The 20,413-nt window shown below is 74.6% G+C and carries 17 protein-coding genes; 10 read left to right on the plus strand and 7 right to left on the minus strand.

Annotated elements, in window-relative coordinates; translation table 11 throughout:
• Nucleotides 1-92: 92 nt before the first annotated feature.
• Nucleotides 93-800 (minus strand): VC0807 family protein, encoded by a 708-nt coding sequence (locus F7Q99_RS14555; RefSeq protein WP_153461739.1) that lies wholly within the window; start codon nucleotides 798-800, stop codon nucleotides 93-95.
• Between the two features lie 413 nt (nucleotides 801-1,213).
• Between F7Q99_RS14555 and F7Q99_RS14560 the strand changes: the two genes are divergently transcribed.
• From F7Q99_RS14560 to F7Q99_RS14580, 5 genes are all read left to right on the plus strand, one after another.
• Nucleotides 1,214-2,041, plus strand: a complete 828-nt coding sequence (locus tag F7Q99_RS14560; protein WP_153461741.1) for an RNA polymerase sigma factor — start codon at nucleotides 1,214-1,216, stop codon at nucleotides 2,039-2,041.
• Complete coding sequence (locus F7Q99_RS14565) at nucleotides 2,038-3,015, plus strand: hypothetical protein (RefSeq protein WP_153461742.1); 978 nt, start codon at nucleotides 2,038-2,040, stop codon at nucleotides 3,013-3,015. The genes F7Q99_RS14560 and F7Q99_RS14565 overlap by 4 nt, the downstream gene beginning before the upstream one ends.
• Before the next feature lie 303 nt (nucleotides 3,016-3,318).
• On the plus strand, nucleotides 3,319-4,002 hold the full coding sequence (locus F7Q99_RS14570) for a hypothetical protein (protein ID WP_153461744.1): 684 nt from the start codon (nucleotides 3,319-3,321) through the stop codon (nucleotides 4,000-4,002).
• A 113-nt stretch (nucleotides 4,003-4,115) separates the two neighbouring features.
• Complete coding sequence (locus tag F7Q99_RS14575) at nucleotides 4,116-6,362, plus strand: bifunctional polysaccharide deacetylase/glycosyltransferase family 2 protein (protein ID WP_326846663.1); 2,247 nt, start codon at nucleotides 4,116-4,118, stop codon at nucleotides 6,360-6,362.
• 12 nt (nucleotides 6,363-6,374) lie between these two features.
• Nucleotides 6,375-7,895, plus strand: a complete 1,521-nt coding sequence (locus tag F7Q99_RS14580; protein ID WP_153461746.1) for a protein kinase domain-containing protein — start codon at nucleotides 6,375-6,377, stop codon at nucleotides 7,893-7,895.
• Between the two features lie 39 nt (nucleotides 7,896-7,934).
• On the opposite strand, the gene F7Q99_RS14585 is transcribed toward F7Q99_RS14580, so the two are convergent.
• From F7Q99_RS14585 to F7Q99_RS14600, 4 genes are all read right to left on the minus strand, one after another.
• Nucleotides 7,935-8,453: a potassium channel family protein gene (locus F7Q99_RS14585; RefSeq protein ID WP_153461748.1), complete on the minus strand. Its 519-nt coding sequence runs from the start codon at nucleotides 8,451-8,453 to the stop codon at nucleotides 7,935-7,937.
• Nucleotides 8,454-8,828: 375 nt separating this feature from the next.
• Nucleotides 8,829-9,113: a Sec-independent protein translocase subunit TatA gene (gene tatA / locus F7Q99_RS14590; protein ID WP_153461750.1), complete on the minus strand. Its 285-nt coding sequence runs from the start codon at nucleotides 9,111-9,113 to the stop codon at nucleotides 8,829-8,831.
• A gap of 254 nt (nucleotides 9,114-9,367) precedes the next feature.
• Nucleotides 9,368-10,003, minus strand: coding sequence for a class I SAM-dependent DNA methyltransferase (locus F7Q99_RS14595; RefSeq protein WP_153461752.1), 636 nt, complete (start codon nucleotides 10,001-10,003; stop codon nucleotides 9,368-9,370).
• Between the two features lie 152 nt (nucleotides 10,004-10,155).
• The gene (locus F7Q99_RS14600) at nucleotides 10,156-11,706 is read right to left on the minus strand and encodes an MFS transporter (RefSeq protein WP_153461754.1); all 1,551 of its coding nucleotides are present in this window, start codon (nucleotides 11,704-11,706) and stop codon (nucleotides 10,156-10,158) included.
• Between the two features lie 105 nt (nucleotides 11,707-11,811).
• Here F7Q99_RS14600 and F7Q99_RS14605 point away from each other — a divergent pair, with 105 nt between their 5' ends.
• The gene (locus F7Q99_RS14605) at nucleotides 11,812-12,396 is read left to right on the plus strand and encodes a TetR/AcrR family transcriptional regulator (protein WP_153461756.1); all 585 of its coding nucleotides are present in this window, start codon (nucleotides 11,812-11,814) and stop codon (nucleotides 12,394-12,396) included.
• 9 nt (nucleotides 12,397-12,405) lie between these two features.
• On the opposite strand, the gene F7Q99_RS14610 is transcribed toward F7Q99_RS14605, so the two are convergent.
• A complete protein-coding gene (locus F7Q99_RS14610; protein WP_153461759.1) occupies nucleotides 12,406-12,723 on the minus strand; it encodes a cupin domain-containing protein in 318 nt (105 codons plus the stop codon).
• A gap of 109 nt (nucleotides 12,724-12,832) precedes the next feature.
• Between F7Q99_RS14610 and F7Q99_RS14615 the strand changes: the two genes are divergently transcribed.
• Entirely contained in the window at nucleotides 12,833-13,099 is a 267-nt protein-coding gene (locus tag F7Q99_RS14615) for a hypothetical protein (protein ID WP_153461761.1), read from the plus strand.
• A 92-nt stretch (nucleotides 13,100-13,191) separates the two neighbouring features.
• Here the strand turns inward: F7Q99_RS14615 and F7Q99_RS14620 are convergent, their stop codons facing one another.
• Nucleotides 13,192-14,349, minus strand: coding sequence for an acyl-CoA dehydrogenase family protein (locus F7Q99_RS14620; RefSeq protein ID WP_326846664.1), 1,158 nt, complete (start codon nucleotides 14,347-14,349; stop codon nucleotides 13,192-13,194).
• Between the two features lie 221 nt (nucleotides 14,350-14,570).
• On the opposite strand from F7Q99_RS14620, the gene F7Q99_RS14625 reads away from it, so the two are divergent.
• From F7Q99_RS14625 to F7Q99_RS14635, 3 genes are all read left to right on the plus strand, one after another.
• Nucleotides 14,571-15,752, plus strand: coding sequence for a TetR/AcrR family transcriptional regulator (locus tag F7Q99_RS14625; protein WP_153461763.1), 1,182 nt, complete (start codon nucleotides 14,571-14,573; stop codon nucleotides 15,750-15,752).
• 153 nt (nucleotides 15,753-15,905) lie between these two features.
• A complete protein-coding gene (locus F7Q99_RS14630) occupies nucleotides 15,906-17,843 on the plus strand; it encodes an ATP-binding protein (protein WP_153461765.1) in 1,938 nt (645 codons plus the stop codon).
• Between the two features lie 70 nt (nucleotides 17,844-17,913).
• A complete protein-coding gene (locus F7Q99_RS14635; protein WP_153461768.1) occupies nucleotides 17,914-20,271 on the plus strand; it encodes a tetratricopeptide repeat protein in 2,358 nt (785 codons plus the stop codon).
• The last annotated feature ends 142 nt before the right edge of the window (nucleotides 20,272-20,413 follow it).

A 20,413-nucleotide genomic window follows, 5' to 3' on the forward strand; every position in this document is an offset into this window, starting at 1 on the left:
CTCGTTCCGGGGGTCCCGTTACCCCCTCGTTATGAAGGACTCCCGGGAGATCCGGATGGTTCCTCGCCGTTCGATCCGCCGCTGGGAGCCGTTCAGGCGGCGGTGGGGGCGTCGGCCTCGGTGCGGACCAGCTTCTCGATCGGCTCGGCGGCGATCTGGCCGAGCATCGAACCGGCCACGATGGCGCCGATCAGGAAGACGGTGGACAGCCAGGCCATGGTGGAGACCGGCAGGGTGAACGCGCCGACCACGCGGGCCACGCACTCGGTCAGCAGCGCGGTGCCCCAGATGCCGGAGAAGAGGCGCTCGTAGCGGCGGAAGGCGCGGGAGCCGGCCGCCCGGCCCTCGACCAGCCGCTGCCAGGCGCCGGCGCGGTCGCGCTTGCCCTTGGTCATGAAGGGCATCAGCATCGGGGTCATCACCGGCCGTCCGACCAGTGCGGAGAAGAGGATCGCCAGCGCCACGGTGCCGCTCAGCCCACCGTCCTTGGCGATCATCAGCCGGGCGTCGCCGGTGACGAAGGTGAGCGCCAGGCCGGCCAGGTTGACGGCCAGCATCAGCGCGGCCCACGTGTTGAGCTTGCGCTCGCGCAGCAGGCCGGCGACGGTCCGGCCGGCCGGGACGGCGCTGCTCCAGGCCAGGGCGGCGAACTCGCTGAGGCCGCAGGCCGAGTGCAGCAGGTAGTAGCCGGCCAGCGGGGCGGCCACGTCCAGGGCGAGCGGGCGGAGGGCGGAGACCAGCGGGTTCGGAGCCTCGGCGGCCTCGGCGGTGACGGCGGCGGCGCTGAGGGTCTGGCTCATGGTGGGTTCCTCCCCGGCTGGTGGCCGCGGGCCGGTGCCCGCGTCGTGCCTTCAGTTTTCCGGGGCGACCCTTTGCCGCAGCAGTGTCGTCCGTTGCCAGATCCGTATGACAGACGTCATGGCGCGCAGCGTGACACCGGCTCCGACCTGCACCTTCATCCCAGGCGCGGAACCGTTCGTCCCCACTGGGAGGGAGCGCGGCGTGGTGATCCGGGCGTCACTCGGTGGCGGTGTCGTCCGAGCGCGGACGGCCGGGGCGGGCGAGCGGGGCCCGGCGGCGGCCCAGCTGATTCGTCCACGGACCATGCGGTCCGGGCGGGCCCGTCGAGGCCGCCGGGCGAACGGCAGCCGTCCGCAGGACCGAGGGCCGGGGCCAAATCGGTCCTGCGGCCGGAGCCGATCCGTTCGCCCGAATGGCGCATGATGTGGCGGGTGCAGAGTGCAGAGCGCCCCGGAGCGGGCACCGGCAGCCCCGTCGGCCGGTCCGGACAAGTCCCCCCACCGGCCCGCCACCGGGCCCGGCCCCCGCTCCCACCGACCTGACCGAGGCCGTCCAGGCCGCGCAGCGCGGCGACGAGGAGGCCTTCCGACTGCTGTTCCGGAGCGTCCAGCCGGGTCTGCTGCGCTACCTGCGGGTGCTGGTCGGCGGCCGCCCGGAGGACGCGCAGGACGCCGAGGACATCGCCTCCGAGGCCTGGCTGCAGATCGCCCGCGACCTGAGCGGCTTCACCGGCGACGGGGACGGCTTCCGCGGCTGGGCCGCCACCATCGCCCGCAACCGCGCGCTGGACCACCTGCGCGCCCGGCGCCGCCGCCCGGTCGCGGACCTGCCGTTCGAGTACCTGGCCGAGCTGTCCGCCGGGGACGACACCGCCGGCTCCGCGGTGGCCCGGGTCGGTACGTCCGACGCGCTGGCGCTGATCTCCCGGCTGCCGCGAGACCAGGCCGAGGCCGTGCTGCTGCGGGTCGTGATGGAGCTGGACGCCGAGAGCGCCGCGCAGGTGCTCGGCAAGCGGGCCGGCAGCGTCCGGATGGCCGCCCACCGGGGGCTGAAGCGGCTGGCCAAGCTGCTGGAGCAGCCGTTCGGGGCGGGCGCGGGGATTCCGGCCGCGCAGGTGGCGGACCGGGCCCTGGGGACGGCCGGGAAGGGCGCCGGCGGGGCCGCCGGAAGAGCCGAGAAAAAAATTCCTCCGCAGGGTGTGACAGAACGCCGGGCCGCGACGCTGAAGGACATGAGATGAGCACCAACCGATCCCGTCGGATCGACCGTGATACTGCCGAGCAGCTGCTCGGCGGTGCCGTGGGCGGCCCGTCGGCCGGGCAGGACGCCTCGCTCACCGGACCGGACGGCGGTCCCGGGCAGCTCGCCCGGGTACTCGCCGCGGCCGCCGCTCCCGCGACGGCCGCCGAGCTGGCCGGGGAGGAGGCCGCCCTGACCGCGTTCCGGGAGGCCCGTCTCACGCCCGACCCCGTAGTGAAGACCGCACCCGTCCGGAGACGATCGATGGCAACCGCCGCGCTGGCCAGGGCCTTGAGCACGAAGGCCACTGCCGCCGTGCTCAGCGCCACTGCGCTGTGCGGGGTCGCGGTCGCCGCCGGCACCGGGAACCTGCCGTCGCCGTTCAGCGGCGGCTCCGCCACGCCCGATCACGCCTTCGCCGGTGGCGACACCGGCACCTCGCCCTCCTCCGGGCGCGGGACGGGCGGCGCGACCACGGGCGGTTCGTCCCGCCCGTCCGGCTCCGGTTCGTCCGGTGGCGGCTCGCAGGCGCTCGGGCCGTCGGCCTCGCCGTCGGCCGGTTCGTCGGCCACGGACGGGCACGGCACCGCGCCCTCGCCCGCGATGGTGGCCCTCTGCCGGGGGTTCACCGACCGGACGGCCAAGGGCGAGCGCTCGCGCCAGCTGGTCACGGACCCGCAGTTCGCCCAGCTGGTCGCCGCGGCCGAGGGGCCGGACAAGGTGGAGGAGTACTGCGGACAGGTGCTCGCCCGGGCGAACGACGACGCCCACAAGAACGCCACTTCGCAGCCGCACGACCCCGGCCGGCCGAGTGCCGACCCCGGCAACGGGACCGACGCCGGCAAGAACGGCGGCGGCGCCGGAGACGGCGGCGCCAAGCCCAAGGGCGGAGCCACCGGGTCCGCCCAGCCGGCGGCGCCCACACCGCCCGACGGGCACCAGGTCAAACCCGACAACTCACCAGCCCACAGGTGAGCCCAGAACTCCGGGTGGGTGGCGAGCGAATCCCCCCGGGCTCGCCGCCCACCCGGACCGAACCACCGCAGCACCCCGCAAGGCCGCAGTAACCGCAGTACCGCAGTAACCACCCGAAGACCCCGGGTGGCCGGTCGGCTCCCCCGTGCCCGCCGTCCACCCGGCCGGCCCAGGCCGGACCGGCAACGCGCAGACCCCCCGGACGCGCCGCCGGACCGGCCGGACCGAAACGTGTGGCCCGCCCGCCCGCAGTCCGGGCGGGCCACACACCCCCTGCGCCACCCAGACCACCTGGACCCGACCGTGACCGTCACCGCGCACGACCACGAGCCGGCGGTCGGGGATCCGCTGCCCGGTTCCCCGGCCGCCTCCCCCACCCCGGAGGCCTTCGCGACCGCCGTCTTCCCGGCGTACGTGTCCTCCCTGTCCCCCGAGAACGCCGACACCGCCGAACTTCCGGTGTTCGTGGCCTCCCCGTTCCCGGCCCCGCCTCCGGAGTCCCCCGCTCCGGCGGTGGCCGGGACCGACCCGGCCCCGGTGTTCGTGGACTCCTCCGGCCGACGCCGGCGGCGGGTCCGCCGACTGGCCTTCCTGCTGGCCGTCCCGGCCGCCGGCTACGTCGCGCTGCTGGTCAGCACGGTGCTCGGCGGGCCCACCGTCAACGCGCCGTTCCTGCCGCAGCCGCCCGCGGCCGCCGCACCCACGCCCCAGCCGGCGGCCACCACCGCGCCGGCCGAACCGGCGCCGACCGGTCCCGGGACTGCCCGTCCGGCCCCCGTTCAGCCGAGCCCCGTCCAGCCGACGGCCGCCCACCACCCGACCGCCACGGCGGCCCCGACGCGTTCCGCGGCGCCGGCCGTACCCGTCGAACCCCCGTCGCCGGTCGCCCCCGCGCCCAGCGCGACGGGCGCCGCAACGCCCACCCCCGGCCCGACCCCCGGCCACGGCCGCCCCACCAGCGCGCCGGGCAAGCCGAACAAGCCCTGACCCGGCCTCCGCCGCCGACAGCCAAGCGCGTCGCTCGCGCCGCGCCGGTCCGTCGTACCCCCGTCCCGTCGCATCCCCGTCCCGTCCGCCACCACCCGGAAGCACCCGTCCCCGTGAGCGCATCCCGTCGCCGAAGAACCCCCGCACCCTCCCCCACCGCCCGGCGGGGCCGGCGCGGGGTGCCCCGCCAGCGGCCGCTGCGCATGCACTGGGCGCTGCTGACCGTCACGCTGCTCACCCTTGCCGCCGCCCTGCTGTTCCAGGGCTACACCCAGCACCTGTACGACGACCGCCCCGACCAGGCCGCCGCCCCGGCCGCCGCGGACGGCGTCCCGCCGGCGATCCACACCGGCGGCCCGGTGATCGACACCGCCGAGGGGGGACCCCGCAGCGCGTCCCCCAAGCCCGGCACGATCGCCCTCACCTTCGACGACGGCCCGGACCCGCGCTGGACCCCGCAGATCCTCGACGTCCTGCACCGGGCCGGCGTCCACGCCACCTTCTTCCTGGTCGGCACCCAGGCCGCCGCCCACCCCGAGCTGGTCCAGCGGATGGTCGAGGAGGGCCACCAGGTCGGCGTCCACACCTTCACCCACACCGACCTCGGCGCCGCCCCCGCCTGGCGCCGCACGCTGGAGCTGCGCGAGGCGCAGCTGACGCTGGCCGGCGCCGCCGGTGTGACCAGCTCGCTGCTGCGCCCGCCGTACTCCTCGACCGCCGACGCCCTGGACGACCCCGGCTGGTCCGCCGTCCAGCAGGCCGGTCGGGAGGGCTACCTGACCGTGCTCACCACCCAGGACAGCGAGGACTGGCGCCGCCCCGGCGTGGGCGAGATCGTCAAGGGCGCCACCGCCGGGCCCGGGAACACCGGCCAGATCGTGCTGATGCACGACGCCGGCGGTGACCGCTCGCAGACCGTCGCCGCGCTGGGCGACGTGGTGACCCGGCTCAAGGCCCGCGGCTTCCGCTTCACCACCGTCAGCGAGGCGGTCGGCATGCCCGACCCGGTCCACTCGGCCGGGGCGGGCGACCACTGGCAGGGCCTGGCCCTGATCTGGCTCATGGGGGCCGGCGGCTGGGTGGTCACCGTGCTGGGCTGGCTGCTGTGGGCGGCGGGCGTGGTGAGCGCGCTGCGCGCGGCGGTCGTGCTGATGGCCGCGGCGCGGCACAAGCGGCTCCGCCGCCGCGGCTGGGGCCCGCCGGTCACCGATCCGGTGAGCGTGATCGTGCCCGCGTACAACGAGGTGGCCGGGATCGAGCCGGCCGTGCGCTCGCTGCTGGCCTCGGACCACCCGGTCGAGGTGATCGTGGTCGACGACGGCTCCACGGACGGCACCGCCGACCTCGTGGAGTCGCTCGGCCTGCCGTACGTCCGGGTGATCCGGCAGGAGAACGCGGGCAAGCCGGCCGCCCTCAACACCGGGATCGCCGCCGCGCGGGCCGAGCTGCTCGTGATGGTGGACGGCGACACGGTCTTCGAACCGGACGCCGTCCGGATGCTGGTGCAGCCCTTCGCGGATCCTTCGGTCGGCGCCGTCTCGGGCAACGCCAAGGTGGTCAACCGCGGCGGCCTGCTGGGGCGGTGGCAGCACATCGAGTACGTGGTCGGGTTCAACCTGGACCGCCGGCTGTTCGACCTCGCCCAGTGCATGCCCACCGTCCCGGGCGCGGTCGGCGCCTTCCGCCGCTCCGCGCTGCTCGCCGTCGGCGGGGTCGGCGAGGAGACCCTGGCCGAGGACACCGACCTCACCATGGCCCTCTGCCGGGACGGCTGGCGGGTCGTGTACGAGGAGCGCGCCAAGGCCTGGACGGAGGCGCCCGCTTCGCTGAGCGCGCTCTGGCGCCAGCGCTACCGCTGGTGCTACGGCACCCTGCAGGCGATGTGGAAGCACCGCGGCGCGCTCGGCCAGCGCGGTCAGGCCGGCAAGCTGGGCCGCCGCGGCCTGCTCTACCTGCTCATGTTCCAGGTGCTGCTGCCGCTGCTCGCCCCGGTCGTGGACGTCTTCGCGCTGTACGGCCTGGCGTTCCTGGACCCGGTCCGGATCATCGGCATCTGGGCCGCGTTCCTGCTGCTCCAGGTGCTGATGGGCGCGTACGCGTTCCGGCTCGACAAGGAGCGGCTGGGGCCGCTGTGGAGCCTGCCGCTGCAGCAGTTCGTGTACCGGCAGCTGATGTACCTGGTGGTGATCCAGTCGGTGTTCACGGCGCTGGCCGGCTCCCGGCTGCGCTGGCAGCGGATGCAGCGCTACGGCAGCCTCCAGAGGACGGCCGCCCCGGACGCTCGTCCGGAGCCCGTAGGAGTCGGCGGCTATCGTGCACAGGTGCACGATGCGGCCCGGAACCCCGGGCACGGCACGTGAGGGGAGTTCCAGATGATCGGACGGGCGCTCAACGGGCGTTACGAACTCGCCGAGATAATCGGCGTCGGCGGCATGGCCACCGTCTGGCGCGCCACGGACCGCGTGCTGGGGCGCCAGGTGGCCGTCAAGGTCCTCAACGGCGGTCTCGCCGACGACCCGCGCTTCGCCGAGCGGTTCGGCCGGGAGGCGCAGCACGCCGCCATGCTGGCGCACCCGCGGATCGTCATGGTCTTCGACTCGGGCGTCGACCAGGGCTCGCCGTACATCGTCATGGAACTGGTCCAGGGCCGCTCGCTGGCCGCAGTCCTGGCGCAGACGCCGCCGGGCGGCCTGCCGGTCGAACGGGCGGTGGGCATCGCGGCCGCGGTGTGCGAGGCGCTGACCGTCGCCCACGCGGCCGGGCTGGTGCACCGGGACATCAAGCCCGGCAACATCATGATCACCGACGACGGCGGGGTGAAGGTCGTCGACTTCGGCATCGCCCGGGCCGGGTCGTCGGGCAACCTGACCCAGACCGCGAGCGTGCTCGGCACGGCCGCCTACCTCGCGCCCGAGCAGGCCACCGCCTCCGCGCTGGACGGCCGCACCGACCTCTACGCGGTCGGCTGCGTGCTGACCGAGATGCTGACCGGCGAGACCCCGTTCACCGCCGAGACCCCGGTGGCGATCGCCTTCAAGCACGTCAGCGAGCTGCCGCTGCCGCCGTCCGCCCGCCGCCCCGGGCTGCCACCCGCACTGGACGCCGCGGTGCTGCGGCTGCTCGCCAAGAAGCCGGCCGATCGACCGGCGGACGCGGCGGCGGCACGCGCCGAGCTCCTCGCCACCGTCCCGGGTCTGGCCGTCGGCGACCCGACGGCGGAACTGCTGGCGACGGCCGGCCCGACCCAGATGCTCCCGCCGGTGGCCGCGGTGAACCCCGACCACCAGCACACCACCCTCCTCCCGTCCCAGGCCGCCCCCGCGACCTCCCTGATGGCGCCGATCCCGCTCGCCGAAGACCCCGAGCCGCCCGCCCGCAACCGCCGCAAGCCCCTCGTCCTGGGCGCGCTGGGCGTGGCAGGGCTGGCCGGCATCGCCGCCATCGCCCTCACCGCCTTCGACGAGCCCCCCGGCCATGCGGCCGCCGCCAGACCCCCGGCCGCCGCCACGGCGGCCCCGAGCGCGACGGCCACCCCGTCCCCGAGCGCACCCACCACGGCGTCCGCCCTGCCCACCCCCACCCCGACCATTCCGCGCAACCAGCCGCCCGCCGTCCAGCTGAGCGCCCTGCGCCAGGCCGTCGCCCAGACGCCGGTCGGCGGCAAGGCCGCCGACCGCCAGGCCGAACTCCTGCGCGTCCTCGACGACGCCTCCGCCCGACTCAACGAGAACAACCCCGACGCCGCCGCCCAGGGGCTGAAGGACGCCCAGAAGGTGGTCCGCGACATGAGCAAGAAGCACGCCATCGACGGCCCCACCGCCCAGAACTGGAACTCCCGCCTCGGCTCCCTCCTCAGCGCCCTCCACACCGCCGCGGACAACCAGAACGACTGACGGGCCGGCCCGGCCGCCGGGGTCGAGCGGCCGCCGGGCCTACGCTTTCCGCTGGATCCGGGTCTCGACGTTCGACCGGATCGTCCGGGTCAGCGTTCCCGCGGCCGCCGCGAGGAAGACGAAGTTGTAGCAGATCTGCAGGATCACCACGAGCCGCGCGTCCTGGCCGGACGGGGTGATGTCGCCGTAGCCGACGGTGGCCATGGTCACCACGGTGAAGTAGAGCGCGTCGAGCCGCGTTTCCAGGCCCTTGAACTCGCCCAGGCGGGCGGCGAAGACGTAGTACGTGGCCGAGAAGACGATGACCGCCAGGCAGATCAGGAAGATCAGCCCCACCACCGGTCGGCGGCTGGTCCCCTGCAGGACGGCGAGGATCTGCGTGAGCAGCAGCGCACCGAGCGACGTGAGCAGGGCGATCAGGACGAACCAGCTGAGCGCCGGCCGCTGACTGCCGAAGAAGCGCAGCGGGATCGTGAAGTACACGGTCATCAGCACCGTGAGCGAGCCCAGCAGCCAGGCCGTGGACGGCAGGTCGACGCGTTGCGGGTTCTCGGACATCCCGTCCAGCCTGCGGCAGCCGAGCCCAGGACGCCCGCGCGCCTGCTCCGTTCGGACCAGCCCCTGCTGGATCGCCAGGACCCTCGATTGCCAGGACCGTGAGGCGGACCCGGTTGCGGCTGCCGGTCTCGGTCAGGTCTCCCCGGGACCCTGGAGCGCACCCCGGCCCCGGCTGATCGTCCCTCAGGCGGAGACCGTGGGTCCTCCTTCGGGCCACCGCGGTCGGGCTCGTCCGGCAGCTCCGGCATCGTCAGGACGCCGACCGGAAAGGGCGTCAGGCAGAGCGTCACCGAAACCGTCGGGTGGCGCCGGGACGGCGGAAGCCCCCGGTTCCGTCGTCGGACGGGACCGGGGGCTTCCGGAAGAGCGAAGGACTCAGGCGGTCGTCTCGGGCCGCGGGGTCTCGGTCGCCTTGGTCACGTTGGTCGGCGTGACGGCCGGGCGGTCGGCCGGCTGCTGGGCGGTGCTCTGCGCGGTGCCGGCGGCCTGGGCGTCGGCCGGGGCGTCGTCCTCGCGCAGCGCCTTCGTCTCCGCCTTCAGGATGCGCATGGACTTGCCGAGGCCGCGGGCCATCTCCGGCAGCTTCTTCGATCCGAACAGCAGGACTACGACCGCAAGCACCACCAGGAGGTGCCAGGGCTCAAGACCGTTCCGCAGCATCCCTGGCCACCGGTCCCTTCTTGTCTAGAGTCACGGGAGGGCTAGCGCCCGTGCTCGCCAGTATGCCTGGCCCTGACGGCGTACGGGTACACCGGCCGGGAAACGCTGGTCGAAAACCAGGTGCCGCTCGGGCGGAGCGCGAGTGTCGCAGACTGCTTTCGGCCGGAAACCGACCCCGCGTGCCCAAGCTCACACTGCTTCGCCGGCGATCCGGTGGGCGACCCGGTGGGCACCCGAGTGGACGGCGGTGCGGCTCAGCCGACCCGACGGGCCAGCAGGTACGCGCGCCGGGTCGGGGCCTCCTGCGGGAGGCCCTCCCGCTCCAGCCGCGCCTCGACGGCGAACCCGGCCCCGGTGAGCTGCGCCGCGACGGCGTCCGCCGCCAGGAAGTGGAAGTCGACGTCGACCGGGTGCCCCCACCACTCGTCCAGCCGCCGCACCTCGGTGCCCAGGTGGAACGAGACCAGCAGGAACCCGCCGGGCCGCAGCACCCGCCGCATCTCGGCGAACGCGGGCGCCAGTTCGGCGGGCTCCAGGTGGATCACCGAGTACAGGGCCACGGCCGCCGCGAACTCGCCGTCGGTGGCGGGCAGTTCCAGCAGGTCACCGGTGCGGAAGACGGCCTCGGGGTGCTCCCGGCGGGCCAGCTCCACCATCCGCGGGGAGAGGTCGATCCCGACGACCTCGGCCCCGCGTCCGGCCAGCCACCCCGCGACGTGCCCCGGCCCGCACCCGAGGTCCGCCACCAGCCCGCCGGCCGCCTCCTCCAGCACCACCCCGAGCAGCGCCCGGTCCACCGCCTTGTACGCGAGCTCACCCCCGATCCGCCCCAGGTACTCCTCCGCCACGGTGTCGTAACTCCCGCGCACCCGCCCGTGATCAGCAACCATGGCGTTCACCCTGCCACGCCGACCGAAACCTGCAACAGACGAGGTCCATCGGAACCTCTAGACACGCCTTCGGCGCAACGGCGGAGAGCCCCTGTCCGACGGTGGGCAGGGGCTCTCGATGACTCGCGTGGATCGGGCCGCAGGGGCCGGGGTCAGGCGGTGGCGGGCTCCGGATCGGCGGTCGGGGCGGCGGCCGGGAGGTGGCGCATCAGGCGGTAGGCCAGGACGGAGGCGCCGAGGGCGAGGACCAGGCCGACCAGCGCGGCGACGTGCAGGCCGTCGGTGAAGGCCGTCCGGGCGGCCTCCAGCAGGTCGGCGCCGAGCCGGCCGGGGAGGTGGGCGGCGACGGTGGCCGCGCCGCCGAGGGTGTCCTGGGCGGTGCGGGCGGCCTCGCCGTCCACGCCCGCCGGGAGGGCGCCGTCCAGTCGGTGGCGGTAGATCGCGGCGCCGGCCGCGCCGAGCAGCGCGATGCCGAGCGAGCTGCCGAGCTCGACCGCGGTCTCGGAGGTGGCGGAGGCGGCGCCGGCCCGCTCGACGGGGGCGGCGGAGACGACCATCTCGGCGGTCATGGTCATGGTGCCGACGGTGCCGGCGGCCAGCACGCCCGCCGCGACCAGGATGAGCGCCAGCGGGGAGTGCGCGCCGACCAGCGTCATCATCGCGAAGCCCGCCGCGCCGACCAGGAACCCGCTGCCCATCAGCACCGCCGGGCGGACCTTCCCGGCGAGCGCCGAGCCGATCCCGACCGCCGCGCCGACGCCGACGCTCGGCACCAGCGACCAGAGCGAGGCGGTGAGCGGGCTCATGCCCTTGACCAGCTGCAGGTACTGCGAGGTGAAGAGGGTGAAGCCCATCATCGCGAACATCGCGATCGTGTTGACGCTGATCGCCCCGCTGAAGGTGCGGATCCGGAACAGGCTCAGGTCGAGCAGGGGGTCGGCGGCGGTGCGCTGGCGCCACACGAACGCGGCGGCGAGCAGCAGCCCGGCGGGGACGGCGAGCGCGGGCAGCAGGCTCCAGCCCTCCACCGAGAGGGTCTTGACGCCGTAGACGAGCGGCAGGATCGCGGCCATCGAGAGCGCGGCGCCGAGCAGGTCGAACCGACCGTTGGAGGCGGCGGAGCGGTACTCGGGGAGCAGTACGGGTGCGGTGAGCAGCACCAGGGCCATCACGGGGACGGCGAGCAGGAAGGCGGAGCCCCACCAGTAGTGGTCGAGCAGCAGGCCGCCGGCGACCGGGCCGAGGGTGGCCCCGGCGGTGAGCATGCCGCCCCAGGCACCGAGGGCGATCTGCCGCTGCCGGGCGTCGTGGAACATGTTGCGGATCAGCGCGAGCGTCGAGGGCATCACGGTGGCCCCGGCGGTGCCGAGCAGGGCGCGGGCGGCGATCAGCTGGCCGGCGCTGTCGGCCCAGGCGGCCAGCAGCGAGGCCCCGATGAAGCCGGCCGCGCCGATCATCAGCAGCCGGCGGCGGCCGATCCGGTCGCCGAGCGCGCCCATGGTGATGAGCAGGCCGGCCAGCAGGAACGAGTACATGTCCATGATCCACAGCTGCTGGGTGCCGGTGGGGGCGAGCGTGGTGGAGATGTAGGGGACGGCGAAGAAGAGCACGCCCATGTCCATGGCGAGGACGAGTGTCGGCAGGAGGAGGACGGCCAGGCCGATCCATTCGCGGCGGCCTGCGCGGCCGGTGGTTGCGGTCATGGGGAAGACAGTACGGACGTGTCAGACATATGTCTAGTACGCTTGTGTAAATCGATCGTGCAAGACATCCGTGCAATCCATGCCGCACTTCCGTAGGATCAAGCCATGGGAAACCGCGAAGACCTGATGGCCGGCGCCAAGCGCTGCCTGTACGAGAAGGGCTATGGGCGCACCACCGCCCGCGACATCGCGACCACCTCCGGCGTCAGTCTGGCCGCGATCGGTTATCACTTCGGCTCGAAGGACGCGCTGCTCAACGCGGCGATGATCGAGGCGATCGGCGAGATGGGCATGGCCCTCGGAGCGGTGGTTCACGCGGCGAACCAGGTGTCGGAGGACCCGGAGGAGCGCTTCGCCGCCGTCTGGGACGGCCTGATCGGCGTCTTCGTCGAGCACCGCGGGCTCTGGGCGGCCCAGTTCGAGGCGCTCGCACAGACCGGGCACGCGCCGGACCTGGCCCGGGCCTTCGCGGAGACGCAGAAGGACGGCCGGCTCGGCCTCGCCGCGCTGTTCCAGGGCCTGCCCGAGGTGCCGGACACCGAGGAGGAGATCACCCGCGGCGCCTTCTACCAAACGCTGCTCGCCGGGTACGCGGCGCAGTGGCTGGCTGCGCCCGACCTGGCGCCCAGCGGGCAGGACTTCCTGCGCGGACTGCGGCTGGTCAGCGCAAGCGTGCTCAACCCTCGCTGAGCAGGCCCGCTACGCGGTGACGACCGTCAGCAGCACCACCGAGTCGACGTGGGCCAGCAGCCCGTGCCGCTCCTGCGGGACGGGTGCCAGCTGGCCCGCCGACAGCTCCTGATGCCGCCCGGCCACCGTCAGCGCGACCCGGCCGCGCAGCACCTGGACGCTGCCGGCGGTCGGCGGGGTGTGCTCGTCCAACGAGGTGCCGCCGGTCAGGGCGATCACGGTCTGCCGCAGTACGCCGTCGTGCAGGACCAGGTGGGCGCTGCGGCCGTGCGGGCTCTCGGCGGCCTTGGCGGCGTGCTCCACCGCGAGCTGTTCGAGATCGGGCATCGCGCGTCCTCCTGACCGGGCCTAGCGCCCAGGTTCGCGGACGCGGTCGGCTCGCGCACCCGGAGCCGCTCGGGATGCGGGCCCCGCCGAGTGCCCGCATCGTGGAGGCATGGCGACAAACGAGAGTTTCCTCACCGGGTTCCAGGTCAACCGTCCGCTGCTGACCGGCGGCGCGGTGCTCACCGGCATCGGTGCGCTGCTCGGCGCGGCCGGCGCGACGATGGTGTGCGCGGCGCTGGCCACGGCCGGCCGCAGCTGGGTGCGCAGCCTGGACACCCCGCCCACCGTGCTGGCCCACCGTGCGATGCACCAGGCGAAGGTGGCGTCCACCGCGGGCTTGGATGCCTGGCGTGCCGAGCACAGTTCGCCGAACTGACGTCCGGTACGTTCACCCGCCCGGCCCGGTCTGCCGGGCGGGTGAACGGCGGGCCGCCATGGGGGTACGGCCCGCCGCAGCTGTGAACCCGCCTACAGGCCGAGCGACTTGGCGACGATGCTGCGCATGACCTCGCTGGTGCCTCCGTAGATCCGGAAGACCCGGTTGTCGGTGTAGAGCCGGGCGATCGGGTACTCCAGGATGTAGCCGTAACCGCCGTGCAGCTGAAGGCACTTGTCGATGACGGTGGAGGCCGACTCGGTGCAGAACAGCTTCGTCGCGGCCGCGTCGGCGACGGTCAGCTCACCGCTCTGGTAGAGCTCCAGCGCGCGGTCCACCATCGACTGCTGGGCCACCACCTGAGCCTCGCAGTCCGCCAGGGTGAACTTGGTGTTCTGGAACTCGGCGACGGCCTTGCCGAACACCTTGCGGTCCTTGACGTACTGGATCGCGAACCGCACCGCCGCCGCGGCCGCCGCGTAGGCGCCGACCGCGATCGCCAGCCGCTCCTGCACCAGGTTGTGGGTCAGGTAGGAGAACGCCCTGCCCTCCTCGCCGAGCAGGTTCTCCACCGGCACCTTGACGTCGCTGAACGCCAGCTCGGCGGTGTCCGAGGTGCGCAGGCCGATCTTCTGCAGCTTGCGGCCGACGCTGTAGCCCTCGGACGTGGTGTCCACGCAGAGGATGGACAGCCCGGCCCGGCGGTTCTCCGGGTCGGACGGGGAGGTGCGGCAGACCACCAGGACGAGGTCGGCCAGCACGCCGCCGGTGATGAAGGTCTTGGCGCCGTTCAGGACGTAGTGGGTGCCGTCCTCGGAGAGCCGCGCGGTGGTGGTGATGCCCGCGAGGTCGGAGCCGGCGCCCGGCTCGGTCATCGCGATCGCGGTCATGATGTCGCCCGAGACGAAGCCGGGCAGCCAGCGCCGCTTCTGCTCCTCGGTGGCGTACTCCAGCAGGTAGGGCAGGACCAGCCCGGTGTGCACCCCGGACGAGCCGAAGCTGACGCCCGCCCGGGCCGTCTCCTCGGCGATCACCGCCTGGTACTTGAAGCCGCTCTCGCCCGCGCCGCCGTACTCCTCGGGCACCTCGATGCCGTAGACGCCGAGCGCGCCGAGCTGCCGGTAGAAGTCGCGCGGGGGGTGGCCGTCGGCCTCCCAGCTCTCGTAGACCGGGACGACCTCGCGCGCGATGAAGTCCCGGATGGTCTCCCGGAAGGCCTCGTGGTCCTCGGTGAACACGGTGCGGCGCACGGCGGCGCTCCCTTCGGTGGTACCGACGGTGATCCTGCCAGGTGATGGCCCCACAAGTTAATCCCGGGTAGCTTCGGCTGTCCAGGGTCGGCGCGGCCGGCGGAGCCCGTGATCGCCAGCCGTGGCCCGGGACAAGTGAATCCTTGCTAGCCTTCGCCCGGTGGATTCGCCCGCCCGGTGAATCCGCTCGGCGTGGCGGCACGAACCGGGAGGGTCATGGCATGGTGGTCCGACGTCCGCCCGGGCGGCGCGCCCAGATCCTCGCCGTGGCGGCCGACCGCTTCCACCGCAGCGGCTACCACCAGGTCTCGATGACCGAGGTCGCCGCCGGTGTCGGCATCACCGCGCCCGCCCTCTACCGGCACTTCCGCGGCAAGCCCGAACTCCTCGACCGCGCCGTCCGCCTCGGCCTGGACGCGCTGGCCGACGGGCTCCGCACGGCCGACTCCACCGACGCGCTGGCCGCGGCCCTGGCCGCCGTCGCCGTCGGACACCGCCCGCTCGGCACGCTGGTGCAGCGCGACGCCCGGCTGCTGGCGCCGGCCCGCCGGGCATCCCTGCGCCGCGAACTGCGCGCGGACACGGCCCTGATGGCCGCCGTCCTGCGGGCCGAGCGGCCGGAACTGCCGGACCGGGACGCCGAGTTGCTCTGCTGGTCGGCGCTCTCGGCGTGTGCCGGGCTCTCCTACCAGTCGGCCGCGCCGCAGCCCCGCCGCGCCGAGGCGGTGCTGCGCGAGCTGGTCGCGGCCGTCCTCGCGGTCTCCCTCGACGGCACCGACCTGTGCTCCCTGCCCGCCGACGGACTGGGGGAGGCCGGGGGAGAGATGCCCGTCACCCCTGGCCCCCGCCCGCAGGCGCGCCGCGAGGAGCTGCTCGTGGCGGCCGTCCGGCTGTTCCACGAGCGCGGCTTCGACAACGTCAGCACCGACCAGCTCGGCGCCGCCGTCGGCATCACCGGCCCCAGCGTGTACCGGCACTTCGACAGCAAGGCGCAGCTGCTCGCCGCCTCGCTGGTCCGCAGCCGCGAGCGCCTGTGGCACGAGGTGGACGGCGCGATCTCGGCGGCGGACGGCCCGGCGGCCGCGCTGGAGGCCGGCCTGGCGGCGTACGTCGGCTTCGCCCGGCGCAACGGCGACTACCTGGGCGCGATGCTCAGCGAGACGGAGCGGCTGGCCCCGTCCGACCGACGGGTCGCGGTGGACTTCCGCCGGGACTTCCTGCGGACCTGGGTCGGGCTGCTGCGCCTGGTCCGCCCGGAGTGCGACGCGGTGGAGGCCCGGATCCGCGTCCACGCCCTGTTCGCCCTGGTCAACGACGGGGTCCGGAACCGCCCGCACAGCGCCCGCCCGGACCTCGGCGACTGCCTCCTGCGCCTCGGCCGGGCCGTCCTCGGGGTGTCCTGACCCACGGCCGGGCCGGGTGCCCGCCCCGGGCCGGTGTTGAGGAGGAAGGCGAATGAATTCCACAACCCCGCGCTGTCAACGTCGAGTTGACCGAAATCTCCGCGGAGAGAAAGAAATGGTCGCCGGATAGTCGCACTGGCACACTGGGTTCCCATGTCTGAAGGTCTCCCGCCCGAGAGCGCCCCCGCCGAGGATCTGCGTACGACCGAGGTCGATCTCGGCGGCCTGGTGAACGTCCTCGCCACCCACCTCTACTCCACCCCGCTGGTCGCCCTGCGCGAACTCGTCCAGAACGCCCACGACTCGCACACCCGCCGGCTGCTGGAGGACCCCGACGGAGACCACCGCCCGCTGATCCGGGTGCGCGGCGACGCCACCCGGCGGACCGTCGGCATCGAGGACACCGGGGCCGGCCTCACCGAGCCGGAGATCCACGCCTACCTCGCCACCGTCGGCACCGGCTACACCCGGATGCTGCGCGAACTCACCGGCAACCAGGAGCTGATCGGCGCCTTCGGGCTCGGCTTCCTCTCCGCCTTCTCGGTCGCCGACGAGGTCGTCGTCACCACCACCTCGCACCGCGAACCGGGGCTCGGCCACCGCTACCGCAGCCGCGGCGGCCAGCAGTACCGGGTCGACCCGGTGCCCGCGCGGCCGCAACCGGGGACGGTCGTCGAGCTGACGCTCAAGGCCGAACACGCCCACCTCGCCGACGAGGACGCGCTGCGCGAGGTGCTCGGCCGGTACTGCGTGCTGCTGCCGATCCCGGTCTTCGTCGGCGACGACGACGAGCCCGTCAACGCCGTCGAGGTGCCCTGGCGGCAGTCGTCCGTCGAACGAGACGCCACGCGTCGCCCCTCAGACGGCGACCCGCACGCCGCCCGGATGCGCTTCGCCGCCGCCTTCGGCCGCCGCTTCGAGCCGCTGACCGCCTTCCCGGTCCACCCGGTCGAGGGCGGCACCGACGCGATCGGCCTGCTCTGGGTCCAGGACGGCGGCACCTACGGCACCAGCGACAACCGCGACCTCGCCGTCTACCTGCGCGGCATGCTGCTCGCCGAGGACGCCCGCGACCTGCTGCCCGGCTGGGCCGGGTTCATCGGCGGCGTCGTCGAGTCGAACCGGCTCACCCCCACCGCCAGCCGCGAGGACCTCCAGCGCGACGAGCACTACCGTGCGCTCCAGCGGGCCCTCACCGACGCCATCGTCGACGGCCTGTACGAGACCGCCCGGCTGCGGCCCGCCGCCTGGCGCCGCATCCTCACCCGGCACGGCCAGGACCTGCTGGGCGCCGCGCTCTGCGACGACCGGCTGTTCACCCTGCTCGCCGACGACGTCCCGGTGCCCACCTCCCAGGGGGACCTGACCGCGGGCGCCCTGCGGGCGGCCGGAGGGGGAGCGGTGCACGTCGCCCTCGGCAGCGGCGGCGGCTTGGAGGAGATGCTGTACCGGGCCATGCGGGTGCCGATCGCGCGTGGCGACCGGTACGCCGTCCTGCCGTTCCTGCGCCGCTACGCCCAGCTGCGCGGCTGCCGGGTGGTCGAACTGGGCAGCGAGCACGGCGACCGCGCGCTGTTCCGCGACCCGGAGCGCCCGCTGCCCGCCGGGGAGACCGCCTGGCTGGCCGGCGCCCTCGCCGACCCGGGCGAGCAGCTCGTCCCGGCCCGGTTCGACCCGCCCGGCCTGCCGCTGGTCCTGGTGCCCGACCGGGAGGCCGAGCTGAAGGCACGGATCGAGGACGACCGGGCCGACGCCCGGATCCCGTCCGCGGCGCTGCGGCTGGCCCGGGCCTTCACCGCCCGCACCGACGGCGAGGTCCGGGCCCGGCTCTACCTCAACCTGGCCTGCCCGGCCGTCCAGGACCTGCTCACCGCCTACCGCGGCGGGCACACCGGCAGCGCCACCGCGGCCGGGCTGCTCCGCTCGCTCAAGGTGATCATGGCGGCGGCCGGCGCCGCGGGTTCGTCCGGCGGGGACCTGACCGCCGCGCTCTCCGGCATCGGCACCGCCGTCTCCGCGCTCACCGCCGCCGTCCCGGCCGGCCTGCCGGACGTCCCGGACACCCCCGGCGCCCTCTCGGAGGGGCCGTGACGGCGGGCCCGGACGGATTGTCAGTGGCAGGCGGCAGACTCTCCATCAGCACGACGCAGGGGGACAGGGCATGACGACCGACATCTGGGCCTGGGTGCACGACACCCACCAGCAGCTGGCCGAGGCCGGCCACCAGCGGCTGGCCGACGCCGTCTACGAGCTCCCCGGCCACGCCAACGAGGGCCGAAACGACCAGCTCGACGCGGCCTTCCCGGAGGCACTGGCCGCCGCCCGCGCGCTCGGCCTGCCCTGGGTCGAGGTCTACCTGCGGCACTGGCGGATGCAGAACCTGCTGAACAAGCGCCACCAGGGCGAGCAGGCCCTGCCCGAGGCGGTCGACCTGCTGGAGTTCGCCCACCGCGAGGAGACCGCGGGCTGCCCGCAGTCCGTCTGCGTCGTGCAGGACTTCGCGATCTGCCACGCCCGGGTCGACGGCCCCGGCTACGTGCCGGAGCGGCTCGCGGTGCTCGGCGAGACGCTGGAGCGGATCGAGCCCGCCCGGTCCTGCTTCGACTGCCTCTCCCGCGAGTACTCCGACGCGCTGGAGGACGACGGCCGGGCCGAGGAGGCGCTCGCCTACCTCGACAAGGCCGCCGCCCGGATGCAGGCGGCCGGCGAACGGCTCTCGCTGGAGTTCCACCACTCCCGGGCCGGCACGCTGCACCGGCTCGGCCGGTACGACGAGGTCCTCGCGCTGCTCGACACCGCCGAGCGGGCCGCGCGCTCCGCCGGGCGCGAGTTCGGCGAGAACGACCGGCTCTGGGGCGGCCTGCTGCGGGCCCGCGCCCTCGCCGCACTCGGCTGCACGGACGAGGCGCTCGCGCTGCTGCCCGCCCGGGAGGCCGCCGAGCGCCACGCCGACCTGCGGTCGAACTGGACCGAGACGGTCGAGCGGCTGGTCGCGGCCGGAGCCTGGGAGAACGACGCAGAGCTGGGCGCCGTCCTGGCCGGCTGGGTCGGCTACCTCGACGGCACCGGCGCCCACCGCCCGTGCGTCGACCTGCTGCTGGCAGCGGGTCGGCTCGCCCTCGACCGCGGCGCCCGGACGGTCGCGCTCACCCTCGCCGCGACGGGTGAGCGTAAACTCGCCCAGCTGCGCCGCACGGACGGCGTGGCCACGGAGATCGCCGCGCTGCGGGCCGCCGCCGAGGCGCTGCCCGTGCCCGAACTGCCCGTTCCGCCGAGCGAACTGACGGCGCACCTCGCCGAGCAGAAGGTGCCCCACGAGACCGGCGCCGACCTGCTCTCCGTCGCCCTGGACCGGTACCGGGGTGAGCAGGCCGGCGCCACCGCCCTGGCGGTCGACCTGGCCGCCGCGCTCGGCCGTCTCGGCCACCCCCGTGCCGCCGCCGACCTGCTGTGGCAGCGGCTGGACGCCGACCCGGGCAGCGAGGTGCTGGCCGGCCTGCTCGGCGCGCTGCTGATCGACGCCGGGGACGGAGACGGCGTGCGCCGCCTCGCCGGCCGGCTGGCCGTGACGAGCCCGGCCGACGGGCACTGGGTGCGGGCCCGCTGGGCCGCCGCCGAGAGCCGATGGGCCGAGGTGGTGGAGCACTGCGCGGCGATCCTGGCCGACCACCCGGACCGGATCAACCCCCGCCGGCTGGCCGCCGGCGCCGCCACCGAGCTGGGCGACCACGCGACCGCGCAGCGGCTGTACCAGGAGATCCTGGAGCACGCCCTTCCTGCCGAGGGCACCCCCGAGGAGGAGCGCCACCGTACGGTCCAGCAGCCCGACCTCTGGCACCTGGTCACCGCGGCCACCGTCAACCGGGACTGGGCCGTGGTCCGCTCCACCGGCGCGCTGCTCGGCGTCGAGTTCGACGAGCCCGACGGGCCGGTGGACGAGGAGTGGCAGCCGGTCACCGTCCGCGCCACCCGGACCGACGGCGCGACCGCCGACCTGCCCGCCCTGCGCACCGGCCCGGCCACCGCCCGACTCCTGCCGGTGCTCGGCGACGACCTGACGCTCAACCACGGCGACGTCGTCGTCTTCGCCCCGGCGCTGCTGGAGCCGCCGCCCGCCGACGACGCCCCCGAGGCGGAGCGGGAGCGGTGGCGGCCGGTGTTCGAGATGCTGACGCTGCTCGACCCGGCCGGGTACACCACGTACTGGATCGACGGCGGCTGGCCCGGCGACGAGGCGTGGACCGCCCTGCGGGAGGGCCTGCGGGAGTCCGGCTACGCGGTGTGGGCGTACAGCGGGGAGCGGTACAGCATCACCGACCCGGGGGAGGAGGACGGCATGCTGCCCGGCATCTACGCCGCGGTCGGCGTGCCGCCGACGGCCTCGGCGGCCGAGGCCGACGCGCTGCTGCACCGGCTCACCGCCTCCTGGCCGCACCCGCTGGCCTGGCCCGCTCTGGCAGAGGCGGCGGGCGTGGACACCGCGCCGCACGAGGCGATCGTCGAGCGCTACGGCCTCTGACGGGCTCGCCCCCTCGCCCCGCCCGGGGGAGGGGGCGCCGACTCTGCCACGCCGGGTAGGCGCCCGCCGCCCGGCCGGAGGACGCGACGTACATGTGCGTTCGGCCATTCGATCAGGCAAGGTGTAACCCGAGATCGAACGG

Origin of the sequence: Streptomyces kaniharaensis, from assembly GCF_009569385.1 — a bacterium.
Classification (GTDB): Bacteria; Actinomycetota; Actinomycetes; order Streptomycetales; family Streptomycetaceae; genus Kitasatospora; species Kitasatospora kaniharaensis.

What these genes read in the sequence shown, in the direction of transcription:
- F7Q99_RS14605 (WP_153461756.1), top strand. Translation starts at nt 11,812, where the DNA reads ATGGGAAACCGCGAAGACCTGATGGCCGGCGCCAAGCGCTGCCTGTAC.
- F7Q99_RS14555 (WP_153461739.1), bottom strand. Translation starts at nt 800, where the DNA reads ATGAGCCAGACCCTCAGCGCCGCCGCCGTCACCGCCGAGGCCGCCGAG.
- F7Q99_RS14615 (WP_153461761.1), top strand. Translation starts at nt 12,833, where the DNA reads ATGGCGACAAACGAGAGTTTCCTCACCGGGTTCCAGGTCAACCGTCCG.
- F7Q99_RS14625 (WP_153461763.1), top strand. Translation starts at nt 14,571, where the DNA reads ATGGTGGTCCGACGTCCGCCCGGGCGGCGCGCCCAGATCCTCGCCGTG.
- F7Q99_RS14595 (WP_153461752.1), bottom strand. Translation starts at nt 10,003, where the DNA reads ATGGTTGCTGATCACGGGCGGGTGCGCGGGAGTTACGACACCGTGGCG.
- F7Q99_RS14610 (WP_153461759.1), bottom strand. Translation starts at nt 12,723, where the DNA reads ATGCCCGATCTCGAACAGCTCGCGGTGGAGCACGCCGCCAAGGCCGCC.
- F7Q99_RS14585 (WP_153461748.1), bottom strand. Translation starts at nt 8,453, where the DNA reads ATGTCCGAGAACCCGCAACGCGTCGACCTGCCGTCCACGGCCTGGCTG.
- F7Q99_RS14635 (WP_153461768.1), top strand. Translation starts at nt 17,914, where the DNA reads ATGACGACCGACATCTGGGCCTGGGTGCACGACACCCACCAGCAGCTG.
- F7Q99_RS14560 (WP_153461741.1), top strand. Translation starts at nt 1,214, where the DNA reads ATGGCGCATGATGTGGCGGGTGCAGAGTGCAGAGCGCCCCGGAGCGGG.
- tatA (WP_153461750.1), bottom strand. Translation starts at nt 9,113, where the DNA reads ATGCTGCGGAACGGTCTTGAGCCCTGGCACCTCCTGGTGGTGCTTGCG.
- F7Q99_RS14580 (WP_153461746.1), top strand. Translation starts at nt 6,375, where the DNA reads ATGATCGGACGGGCGCTCAACGGGCGTTACGAACTCGCCGAGATAATC.
- F7Q99_RS14600 (WP_153461754.1), bottom strand. Translation starts at nt 11,706, where the DNA reads ATGACCGCAACCACCGGCCGCGCAGGCCGCCGCGAATGGATCGGCCTG.
- F7Q99_RS14630 (WP_153461765.1), top strand. Translation starts at nt 15,906, where the DNA reads ATGTCTGAAGGTCTCCCGCCCGAGAGCGCCCCCGCCGAGGATCTGCGT.
- F7Q99_RS14565 (WP_153461742.1), top strand. Translation starts at nt 2,038, where the DNA reads ATGAGCACCAACCGATCCCGTCGGATCGACCGTGATACTGCCGAGCAG.